This window comes from Actinoplanes nipponensis, assembly GCF_016862275.1.
GTDB classification, from domain to species: domain Bacteria; phylum Actinomycetota; class Actinomycetes; order Mycobacteriales; family Micromonosporaceae; genus Actinoplanes; species Actinoplanes nipponensis.
In genome coordinates this window covers 36,568-46,691 of sequence record NZ_BOMQ01000091.1, presented here as the reverse complement: position 1 = coordinate 46,691, position 10,124 = coordinate 36,568, and the positions used below count along the sequence as shown (strand labels likewise).

The 10,124-nt window shown below is 74.4% G+C and carries 10 protein-coding genes; 6 read left to right on the top strand and 4 right to left on the bottom strand.

All coding sequences use genetic code 11. The features are described 5' to 3' along the window. The first annotated feature begins 63 nt into the window (after positions 1-63). The 3 genes from Ani05nite_RS37205 to Ani05nite_RS37195 all read left to right on the top strand — a co-directional run bounded on the left by Ani05nite_RS37205 (position 64) and on the right by Ani05nite_RS37195 (position 3,567). A complete protein-coding gene (locus Ani05nite_RS37205) occupies positions 64-1,317 on the top strand; it encodes a sugar ABC transporter permease (RefSeq protein ID WP_203776347.1) in 1,254 nt (417 codons plus the stop codon). 31 nt (positions 1,318-1,348) lie between these two features. After that, complete coding sequence (locus Ani05nite_RS37200) at positions 1,349-2,527, top strand: ROK family transcriptional regulator (RefSeq protein ID WP_203776345.1); 1,179 nt, start codon at positions 1,349-1,351, stop codon at positions 2,525-2,527. Between the two features lie 107 nt (positions 2,528-2,634). Then, positions 2,635-3,567 (top strand): serine hydrolase, encoded by a 933-nt coding sequence (locus Ani05nite_RS37195; protein ID WP_203776343.1) that lies wholly within the window; start codon positions 2,635-2,637, stop codon positions 3,565-3,567. A gap of 14 nt (positions 3,568-3,581) precedes the next feature. On the opposite strand, the gene Ani05nite_RS37190 is transcribed toward Ani05nite_RS37195, so the two are convergent. Beyond that, a complete protein-coding gene (locus Ani05nite_RS37190) occupies positions 3,582-3,785 on the bottom strand; it encodes a hypothetical protein (protein WP_239131018.1) in 204 nt (67 codons plus the stop codon). A gap of 182 nt (positions 3,786-3,967) precedes the next feature. On the opposite strand from Ani05nite_RS37190, the gene Ani05nite_RS37185 reads away from it, so the two are divergent. Together Ani05nite_RS37185 and Ani05nite_RS37180 are read left to right on the top strand one after the other, a co-directional pair. After that, positions 3,968-4,711: an arsenate reductase/protein-tyrosine-phosphatase family protein gene (locus Ani05nite_RS37185; protein WP_203776341.1), complete on the top strand. Its 744-nt coding sequence runs from the start codon at positions 3,968-3,970 to the stop codon at positions 4,709-4,711. After that, positions 4,708-5,091 (top strand): VOC family protein, encoded by a 384-nt coding sequence (locus tag Ani05nite_RS37180; RefSeq protein WP_203776339.1) that lies wholly within the window; start codon positions 4,708-4,710, stop codon positions 5,089-5,091. Before Ani05nite_RS37185 ends, Ani05nite_RS37180 begins: the two co-directional genes overlap by 4 nt. A gap of 12 nt (positions 5,092-5,103) precedes the next feature. On the opposite strand, the gene Ani05nite_RS37175 is transcribed toward Ani05nite_RS37180, so the two are convergent. The 3 genes from Ani05nite_RS37175 to Ani05nite_RS37165 all read right to left on the bottom strand — a co-directional run bounded on the left by Ani05nite_RS37175 (position 5,104) and on the right by Ani05nite_RS37165 (position 8,138). Continuing rightward, positions 5,104-6,357, bottom strand: coding sequence for an EAL and HDOD domain-containing protein (locus Ani05nite_RS37175; protein ID WP_203776337.1), 1,254 nt, complete (start codon positions 6,355-6,357; stop codon positions 5,104-5,106). A 63-nt stretch (positions 6,358-6,420) separates the two neighbouring features. Next, complete coding sequence (locus Ani05nite_RS37170; protein ID WP_203776335.1) at positions 6,421-7,071, bottom strand: DedA family protein; 651 nt, start codon at positions 7,069-7,071, stop codon at positions 6,421-6,423. A gap of 62 nt (positions 7,072-7,133) precedes the next feature. Then, a complete protein-coding gene (locus tag Ani05nite_RS37165) occupies positions 7,134-8,138 on the bottom strand; it encodes a sensor histidine kinase (RefSeq protein ID WP_203776333.1) in 1,005 nt (334 codons plus the stop codon). 279 nt (positions 8,139-8,417) lie between these two features. On the opposite strand from Ani05nite_RS37165, the gene Ani05nite_RS37160 reads away from it, so the two are divergent. Continuing rightward, entirely contained in the window at positions 8,418-10,112 is a 1,695-nt protein-coding gene (locus tag Ani05nite_RS37160) for a methyl-accepting chemotaxis protein (RefSeq protein ID WP_203776331.1), read from the top strand. The last annotated feature ends 12 nt before the right edge of the window (positions 10,113-10,124 follow it).

Genomic DNA, 10,124 nt, shown 5'->3' with positions numbered 1-10,124 from the left:
ACCGCCCGAGAAGCCCTCCGCCTTCAACGGCGACGCCATCGACATCACGCCCGGAGGCGACCAGTGACCACCACCACGACCACGGCCGGCGGCGTCAAGGTCGTCAAGCCGACCGTCGCCGGGCACATCCACGACTACTGGGGCCGGGTCCGCGGCGGCGACCTCGGCAGCCTGCCGGCCGTGCTGGGCCTGATCGTCCTGTCGCTGATCTTCGGCGTCGCGCGGGAGACGTTCTTCAGCCCGCTCAACTTCGCCAACCTGTTCACCCAGGGCGCCCAGGTGGTGTTCATCGCCATGGGCCTGATCTTCGTGCTGCTGCTGGGCGAGATCGACCTGTCCGCCGGCTACGCCAGCGGCGTGTGCGGCGCGGTGATGGCCATCCTGCTCACCAACCACGGCGTCGCCTGGTATCTGGCCATTCCCGCCGCCCTGCTCACCGGGTTGGTCATCGGGCTGGTGCTGGGCCTGCTCATCGCCAAGGTCGGCATCCCGTCGTTCGTGGTGACGCTGGCCGCCTTCCTGGCCTTCCAGGGCATCCTGCTGGTGCTGCTCAAGGGCGGCATCAACGTCTCGATCCGCGACGAGTTCGTCATCTCGCTGAACAACGACAACCTCTCGGTGCTGTGGAGCTGGATCCTGGCCGTGGGCGTCGTGATCGGTTACGCGCTGGTGCAGTTCAACCGGATGCGCGCCCGGGCCGCCCGCGGCCTGGTGACCGACCCGGTGGGCGTGGTGCTGCTGCGCGTCGGCGGGCTGGCCGTGCTGATCCTGGCCACCACGGCCGTGCTGTCGCAGGAGCGCGCGGTCAACCCGGCGATCAACTCGCTCAAGGGCGTGCCGATCGTGGTGCCGATCATCGGGGCGTTCCTGATCTTCTGGACGTTCGTGCTGGGCCGCACCACGTACGGCCGGCACGTCTACGCGGTCGGCGGCAACACCGAGGCCGCCCGCCGGGCCGGCATCCCGGTCGACCGGATCCGCATCTCGGTCTTCGCGATCGGCTCGTTCATGGCCGCCATCGGCGGCATCATGGCGGTCAGCCGGGCCAGCTCGGTCGACCCGAACACCGGCGGCAGCAACATCCTGCTCTACTCGGTCGGCGCGGCCGTCATCGGCGGCACCAGCCTCTTCGGCGGCAAGGGCAAGGTGATCAACGCGGTCATCGGCGGCGCGGTCATCGCCGTGATCGACAACGGCATGGGTCTGATGGGTTTCTCCGCCGGGCAGAAGTACATCTTCACCGGCCTGATCCTGCTCATCGCCGCCAGCGTCGACGCCCTGGCCCGGCGCAGGGCGGCTGCTACCGGTACCCGGTGAGCACCACTTCGGGCCCGGGGACGGCACGCTGATGCGAGCCGGCCCCAGCCCGGAGGAGGTACGCCGGCACAACCTCGGGTCGCTGCTGCGGTACGTCCACCTGCACGGCGCGACCTCCCGCGCGGAACTGACCAGCCTGCTCGGGCTCAACCGCAGCACCATCGGCGCGCTGACCGCCGAGCTGACCACCGCGGGACTGGTCAGCGAGGCGGCGCCGCGCGAGACCGGCCGCGCCGGGCGGCCGTCGCTGGTCGTGCGGCCCCAGTCGGCGCGGGTCTACGCGTACGCGCTGAGCGTCGAGGTGGACCGGCTCCGCGCGGCCCGCGTCGGGCTGGGCGGCCGCATCCTCGATCACCGCGAGACCGCCCGCCCGCCCGGCACCCTGGTCACCGACGTGCTCCCGGCGCTGGCCGGCCTGGTCGGCGAGATGCGGGCGGACGTGCCCGGCGATGCCCGCTACGTCGGCACGGGGGTGGCGGTCGCCGGCCGGTTCCGCCGCGCCGACGGCACGGTGCGCCTCGCCCCGGCCGTCGACTGGGCCACGGAGCCGGTCGCCGCCGCGCTCGCCGCCGAGCTGGGCGGCCCGGGCCGGCTCACCGTCGGCAACCACGCCGACGTCTCGGCCCTGGTCGAGCACAGCCGGGGCGCCGCCGCCGGCTGCGACAACGTCATCTACCTGCACGGCGACGCCGGGATCGGCGCCGGCGTCATCGCCGGCGGCGGCCGGGTGACCGGGTACGGCGGCCGCGGCGGCGACGTCGGCCACATGGTGGTCAACCCGTACGGCCGCGAGTGCAGTTGCGGCTCGCGCGGCTGCTGGGAGACCGAGATCGGCGAGCAGGCGCTGCTGCGGCGCGCGGGCCGGGAGGGCGAGACCGGCGGCGCGGCGGTGCTGGCCGTGGTGCGGGCGGCGATGCACGGCGACAGCCGGGCCCAGTTCGCGGTCCGCCAGGTCGGTGACTGGATCGGCTTCGGGGTGGGCAACCTGGCCAACATCTTCAACCCGGAGACGGTGATCTTCGGCGGCACGCTGCGCGACGTGTACCTGGTCGCCGCGGCCCAGATCCGCAGCCGGCTGAACGAGGTGGCGCTGCCGGCCTGCCGCGAGCACATCCGGCTGCGTACCCCCGGCCTGGGCAACGACGCGGCCCTGATCGGCGCGGCCGAGCTGGCCTTCGAGCACCTGCTGGACGACCCGCTGCTGGGCTGACCCGCCGCCGCGGCTCACCCGGTCTTCCCCGCCCGGGTCGGGACGTTGCGACGGTCGCCGCCGGAAACGGTGGTGCGCATCCGCCGAGCGCCTGGGATCCTCGCCGGATGCCCGATCCCGCCGCGGTCCGCGCGGCCTGCCGCCGCATCGGCGCCACCGTGCGCGCCGACCACCGCTACGCCCACACCAGCCACCTGCGCGTGCTCGTCGCCGGTGAGTTGGTGTTCGACGAGCACTATCGCGGCCCGGTGGTGGCCGACGTGTTCTCGGTGACCAAGACCGTGGTCGCGACCGTCGCCGGCGTCGCCGCGCGCCAGGGGCTGCTGCCCGGCCTGGACGAGCCGCTCGACGCGGTGCTGCCCGCGCTGCGGGGGACGCCGGCGCGCGGCCGGACCTGGCGCCAGCTGCTGAGCATGACCCGCGGCGCCGCCGTCGACGGGCCGTGGGACATCGACGCGGTCACCGCCCGGCCGGGGGGTCAGGTCGCGCACATCGCGTCGGCGCCGAGCACCGATCCGCCCGGGCGGGTCTTCCGGTACGACAACGGCGCCGCCCACCTGCTGTCGGCGGGTCTGTCGCGAGTGGTCGCGGCCCCGGTCGCCGAGTACGCCGCCGCCGAGTTGTTCACCCCGCTGGGCATCGCGGACGCGACCTGGGCCGCCGACCCCGACGGGGTGAGCTACGGCTTCGCCCACCTGCGGCTCTCGGCGGACGCCCTGGGCCGGCTCGGGGAGCTGTGGCGGGCCGGCGGGCGACCGCTGCTCGATCCGGCCTTCGCGGCCGCGATGACCACGGCGCAGACGCCCGGCGGGCCGCCCGAGGAACTGCCGTACGGTCTCGGCATCTGGGTGGACGACGGCCTGCTGCTGGCCGGCGGCTGGGCCGGGCAGCACGTCGTGGTCCTGCCGGGCGCCGTGGTCGTCACCACCGGCGACCCCGGCTTCGACCCCGGTCCGCCGCCGCGGGACGAGTTGCCCCCGGACTGGCGGCCGGCGCTGGACCTCGTCCGCCGGCACCTGCTGCCGGTCCTGCGCGGATGATGCCGGCCGGGTCGTCAGTCGTTGCCCTCGAGGATGCGGCGGGCGGACGAGAGCATCCGGAAGATCTCGATGCGCGCGTCCAGGAACCCCATCCGGTAGTCCGCCCCGGTCCGCGGGTGCCGGGCCCGCTCGGCGTCCCGGTGCCCGGCCAGGGCGTCGACCCGGCCGGCGTCGTACGCCAGCAGCGCGTCGTCCATGGGCACCTCCCGTGTCGTCACGGCCCGCGTCTGCCGCCGGCCCGCGCGACAATGTCGCACGCCCCGGGGACCCCGGATACCGGCTGTCCACCCGATCCGGGCCCACCCGATCCGCCAACCTCTCCACGGGGTGTGATCATCCCGGCCGGTACGCGTCACGCCTGGGCTACTCCATCAAATGAGTTTGATGTAATGTGCGGTGCATGGCGTCCGCGCATCCGGCTCCCCCGGCTTTCGTGCGGCTGGCCGCCCACCCGCTGCGGTGGCGGCTGCTGACCGCGCTGGCCTCCGGCGACCTGCGGGTCCGGGAGCTGGTGGCGCTGGCCGGCGAGCCGCAGAGCCTGGTCTCGTACCATCTGCGGCTGCTGCGCGACGGCGGGCTGGTGACCAGCACGCGCAGCACCTTCGACGGTCGCGACAGCTACTACCACCTGGACGTACGGCGCTGCGGGGCCGCGCTGGGCGACGCCGGCGCCGCCCTGCACCCGGCCCTGCGCCCGGGGTCCGCTCGCGAGCCCGGGCGGGCGCGGCAGCACGCCGGCGTGCTGTTCGTGTGCACGGGCAACAGCGCCCGCTCGCCCATCGCCGAGGCCCTGCTGCGGCTGCGCACCGGCGGCCGGATCGAGGTGGCCAGCGCCGGCAGCCGGCCCCGGCCCGGCATGCACCCCGACGCCGTCCGGGTGCTGCGCGAGGAGTACGGCATCGACATCGGTGACCGCCGCCCCCGGCACTGGGACACGCTCACCGGCCACGAGTTCGACTACGTGATCAGCCTGTGCGACAAGGCCCGCGAGGTGTGCCCGGAGTTCCCGGCACGGCCCCGGCGGGCGCACTGGAGCATCCCCGACCCCGGCCGCCTGGACTATCGCGCTCTCCGCGGCGTCGCGGCCGACATCGACACCCGCATCGGGCACCTGCTGCCCGTCCTTCAGGAGGCACCGTCGTGACCACATCCGAGCAGTACGCCAGCGTGCGCTACCTCGTCGACGACGTTCAGGAGGCCGTCGACTTCTACACCACCCGGCTCGGCTTCACCGTCAACACCAGCGCGGCGCCCGCGTTCGCCGACGTCGTCCGCGGCCCGCTGCGGCTGCTGCTGTCCGGCCCGGCCAGCTCGGGCGCCCGCGCGACTCCGGGCGACGCCGCCACCGCCGGCCGCAACCGCATCCACCTGACGGTCGAGGACCTGGACGCCGAGATCGACCGGTTGCGCGGCTCCGGGGCGGCCTTCCGCAGCGAGGTCGTGTCCGGCCCCGGCGGACGCCAGATCCTGCTGGCCGACCCGGCCGGCAACCTCGTGGAGCTGTTCCAGCCCGCCGGGCGCTGACCCGGCGGCGGCCTACGCCGGCGCCGGGGAGGTGCTCGGCCGGCCGGCCTCGCCGGTGGCCCCGAGGACCTCGTTGCACCAGGTCATCGCCGAGAGGTAGGTCTTGACGGCGTCGCCCGGGTCGAGCAGGTCGGCCAGGCCCGCGGCCTCGCCGTTCTCGTAGTCGCGGACCACCGCCAGCACGTGTCCCAGCCGGCCCGCGCCGTCGGCGAGGGCGGCGCTGATGTCCTCCGCCAGCGGCAGGTGCTGGGCGAGCTCGGCCGGGGAGTGCCCGATCACCTCGGCGACCCCGGAGAGCAGTCCCACGCTGAAGGCCGCGTCGCCGGAGAGGCCGACGCGCTGGGCCACCGTCTGGCACATCCGGGCCCGGGTCATCGTCTTGACCAGCTGGCCCTCCGAGCCCTCCGCGAGGTCGCCGACCAGCATGAGGGTGACCCACTGGCGGATGGTCGGCAGGCCCAGCAGGACCGCGGCCTCGCGGACCGAGGACACCCGGGCCTTCAGCCCGGACGCCGCGGCGTTGGTGGCCTGCAGCAGCCGGTAGGTCAGGGCCGGATCGCCGGTGATGAACGAGACCACCTGATCGAAGTCGACCTCGGCGGCGGCGAGCGCGTTGACCAGCCGCAGCCGGCTGAGCCGGGCCGGCGAGAGGCCGACCATGGACACCACGTGCGGGCGGCCCAGCACGTGGCCCTGGAAGAGGTGGAAGCCGAGGTCCATCGCCTGGTGCAGCTGCTCCTCGGTCTCCAGCCGCTCGGCGATCAGCTGCACACCGGGGTTGTCGGCCAGGCACCGGCGGGCGATCCCGGCGGCGTCCGCGCCGGTGCCGAGCACGTCGATCTTCACGTACGTGGCCAGCGGCAGCAGCCGGTCGTGGGCCCCCGGCGTGTAGTCGTCCAGCGCGATCGTGAAGCCCCGCGACACCAGCTCCTCGACGCCGGCCACCACGGCCTCGTCCACGTCGACGGTCTCGATGATCTCGAGCACGGTCTGGTCCGGGCCGAACGGGATGGGCAGCTCCCCGATCAGGAACTCGCGGGTGATGTTGATGAAGCAGGCCCGGTTGCCGACCAGCTCGTCGAGGCCGAAGTCGGTGAACGCGGCGACGATCACCCGGCTGGTCGCGTCCGCGGAACGGCGGGAGGCCTGGGTGGCCGCCGCGGCGTCGCGGAAGAGCAGCTCGTAGGCGACGACGTCGCCCGACCGGTCATAGATCGCCTGACGCCCGACGTGGACGACAGGCAGCCCCGCGTTGCTGGGTTCCACCCGACCAGGCTAGCCAGGATAGGGACCGTGCGTGGCAAAACGGACATCATGCCCGCGTACCGGTCAGGCCGCCGTCGCCCGGCGGCGGCGACGGCGGGCGCGCAGCAGTTCGATCCCGACCGGGATCAGCGAGACGGCGACGATGCCGATCAGGATGAGCTCGACGTTGTCCCGGACGACCGCGATCCCGCCCAGCAGGTAGCCCAGGACGGTGACGCCGCAGCCCCACAGCGAGCCGCCGACCAGGTTGAAGCCGACGAACGTGCGGTACCGCATGTGGCTCGCGCCCGCCACGATGGGCGTGAACGTCCGCACGATCGGCACGAACCGGGCCAGCACGACCGACCGGGCGCCGTGGCGGGCGAAGAAGTCCCGGGCGCGGGCCAGGTTCTCCTGCTTGAACAGGCGCGAGTCGGGGCGGCGGAACAGCGCCGGTCCGAACCGCCGGCCGAAGGCGTAGCCGAACTGGTCCCCGGTCACCGCGGCGAGCGACACCAGCAGGCACATCAGCCACAGCGGCAGGTGCAGGTAGGCGCCGCCGGCGATGAGCAGGCCGGCCGTGAACAGCAGCGAGTCGCCCGGCAGGAAGAAGCCGACCAGCAGGCCGGACTCGGCGAACACGGCGGCCAGGATCCCGATCACCCCGAAGGTCGAGATGAGCCGTTCGGGGTCGAGGAAGGACGGTCCCAGCGCCAGGCCGGCTGCCGACAGCATCGGTGTGTCTCCGCTCGTCCGGCCCCGCCGTATGTCGCCTCGGATGCCGACCAGCTACCCGCTCACGCCCGGCGTACACCTGCCGGGGGTGGCGACGGCCAGGTGACCACCATCCGGGCGCCGCCGGTGACCTCCTCGAAGTGCGCCTCGCCGCCGTGTGCCTGCGCGAGCTGGCCGACGATCCACAGGCCGAGGCCGACGCTGCCGGGGGTCTCGCTGCCGAACCGGGTGAACAGGCGGGACCGCGCGGCGGCCGGGACGCCGGGGCCGTGGTCGCGTACCGCCAGCGTCGCGGTGCCCCCGTCGGCGGTGACCCGCACGAGCACCGGCGGCCGGCCGTGGCGCAGCCCGTTGCCCACCAGGTTGACCACGATCTGCTCGAACCGGTCCCGGTCGAGGGTCAGCACGAGGTCCGGGTCGATCTCGACGACGACGTCGTCGCCGGGCAGGTGGGCGACGGCCGCGGTCACCACCGCCCGGACCGGCCAGGGGCGCAGCTGGAGGACCAGCCGGCCCTGGGTGTCGATCCGGTCCAGGTCGAGCAGCCCGGCGGTGAGGTGGGTCATCCGGGCCACCTGCCGCAGCGCCCGCTCGATGAGCTCGCCCCGGCCCTGCTCGGGGCCGTCCCGCAGCTCCTCCAGGACCAGTTGCACGGTGTTGAGCGGGGAGCGCACGTCGTGGGCGAGGGCGGCCACGAGCGCCGCCCGCCAGCGGTCGATCTGGGCCAGCCGGGCCCGGTCCTCGCGCAGGTACCGCGCCTGCGCCTCGATCAGCAGGGCCACGCCCAGGGCCACGGGCAGCAGCACCGCGGCCGAGCCGAGCACGGCCGGCGGCTGGTCGGTGAGGATCAGCGGGACGAGGTACGCCGCCAGCGCCGGCGCCACGAACGCGACCAGCAGCCGCCGCCGGACGTGCAACGCCGCCCAGGCGAAGATCAGCACCAGGAACGGGCCGGTGCCGGCCGCCATGCCGCCGAACGCCCACGTCGAGAAGCCGAGCACCGCGAAGGCGGGCAGGGCGAGCAGCGCGGGTGCGTTCGCGGGCCACCGCTGCCACGGCAGCGGCACGATGAACCCGGCGAGCGTCAGGTCGGCGGCGGCGATGATCAGCAGGTCCGTCGCGCGCCGGGTGTCGTTGGCGATGCCGACGAGGGCGAGCAGCCCGGAGAGCGCGAACAGGGCGGCGACCTGAAGCGCGGCGGCCCGCGGTCCGCTGCCGAGCAGACGAGCTTCCTGACGTGTGGTTATCCGGACATTCTAGGACAGCGCGGCCGCCGGCCGAGGGCCTGTCGCCGTTGTCACCCTCATCTGTCCGCCCGGCACGCCGACGGGACTGACATGCGAGCAATGGTGAGACGTTTCGGGCCGGTCCTGGCCGCGCTGGTCGGCTGCGGCGCCGGTTTCCTGGTGCTGCAGCAGGTCACGACGCGGGCGTTCGACGGCCTGGAGGCCCGGCAGGTGGCCCAGGACGCCGACCGCATCCGGATCGGGCTGGACGGCCAGGCCCGCCTGCTCACCGCGTTCGGGGCGACCAACGCGGTCTGGGACGACACCTACCAGGACATCCGGGACGCGGACCGGGCGGCGTTCGGTGACGACTTCCCGCCGGACGCGACGCATGCGGCGAGCGACCTCGACGGCCTGCTCGGCGTCTCCCGCGACGGCCGGCTCGTGGTGGGCGGCTACACCTCCGACGCGCCCGGCTTCGGGACGCCGGCGCCGCAACTGACCGACCCCGCCCTGCTGAGCCGGCTGTACGACCCGGCCGGCCGGCCCGGCGCCGCCCGCTGCGGCATCGTCTCGGCGGACGCGATGTACCTGTTCTGCGGCACCGCCACCTACCCGAGCAGCGGCGAGGGCACCTCGTCGGGCGGGCTGGTGCTGCTGCGGCGACTCACCCCGGACCGGCTCGCCGCCCTCGGCACGGACGTCAACCTGCCCACCCGGCTGGTCGCGCAGCCGCGGGCCGGCGGCGTCAGCCAGCCCTCGGTGTCCAGCCTGCTGGGCCCGCTCACCGTACGCACCAAGGTCCTGGGCGGCGACAGCATCGCGCTCGACGCCGCCATCGGCACCGTCGACGGCGCGACGCTGGTGCTGGAGTCGGTGCAGCGCCGCCCGATCCACGCGGCCGCGACCGGCACCGCCCGTACGCTGTTCGTCCTCATCGCGGTGGCGACGCTGCTGCTGGTGCTCCTGCTGACGGTCTCCACCCGCCGGGCGGTGCGCCGCCGGGTCCGCCCGCTGCGGCAGACCACCGAGCGGATCGTCGCGTCCGGGGACCACGACCTGCGGATCGGCGCGACCGGCGACGACGACATCGCCGGGCTGGGCCGGGCCATCGACGCGATGCTCGACACCATCAGCAGCCGCGACCGGGCGCTGCGGGCCGGCCAGCACGAGCGGCAGCGGGAACTGCAGGAGACCCACGAGCGGCAGAGCGCGGCCGAGCGGGAGACGCAGGAGCAGGCGCGGCAGCTCGTCGCCGAGACCTCCGCGCTGGTCGCGCGGCAACTGGCCGACGTCTCCGCGCGGGCCGGCACGGTGGGCGACGCCGCGGCGCAGATCGACGACCGGGTCCGGGACGCCCGGGCCGCGGCCAGCCACCTGCTGACCAACAACGACCAGGCCAGCCGGGCCGTCGGCACCCTGCACGAGAGCCTGCAGAAGGTCGACGAGGTGGCCCGGTTCATCGGCGGCATCGCCCGGCAGACCAACCTGCTCGCGCTCAACGCCACCATCGAGGCGGCGCGGGCCGGGGTGGCCGGCCGCGGCTTCGCCGTGGTCGCCAACGAGGTCAAGACGCTGGCCGCCACCACCGCGGAGTCCACCGACACCATCACCGCGACGTTGGCCGAGCTGAACGCCCACGTGACCGCGGTCGTGGAGATCATGACGACGATGAGCGCCACCATCACCGACATCGACCACACCACGGCCGGCGCCGAGACGATGACCACCGCACAGGCCGCCACCGTGGCCGGCCTCACCGCCGAGGTGAGCGCCGCCATCGACCGGCTGGCGGGCCTCGCCGCCCGCCGGTGATCCCGGCGCCGC

Excerpts from the sequence above, each read along its gene's own strand:
- Ani05nite_RS37195 (WP_203776343.1), top strand. The coding sequence starts at position 2,635 with ATGCCCGATCCCGCCGCGGTCCGCGCGGCCTGCCGCCGCATCGGCGCC.
- Ani05nite_RS37185 (WP_203776341.1), top strand. The coding sequence starts at position 3,968 with ATGGCGTCCGCGCATCCGGCTCCCCCGGCTTTCGTGCGGCTGGCCGCC.
- Ani05nite_RS37160 (WP_203776331.1), top strand. The coding sequence starts at position 8,418 with ATGGTGAGACGTTTCGGGCCGGTCCTGGCCGCGCTGGTCGGCTGCGGC.
- Ani05nite_RS37200 (WP_203776345.1), top strand. The coding sequence starts at position 1,349 with ATGCGAGCCGGCCCCAGCCCGGAGGAGGTACGCCGGCACAACCTCGGG.
- Ani05nite_RS37170 (WP_203776335.1), bottom strand. The coding sequence starts at position 7,071 with ATGCTGTCGGCAGCCGGCCTGGCGCTGGGACCGTCCTTCCTCGACCCC.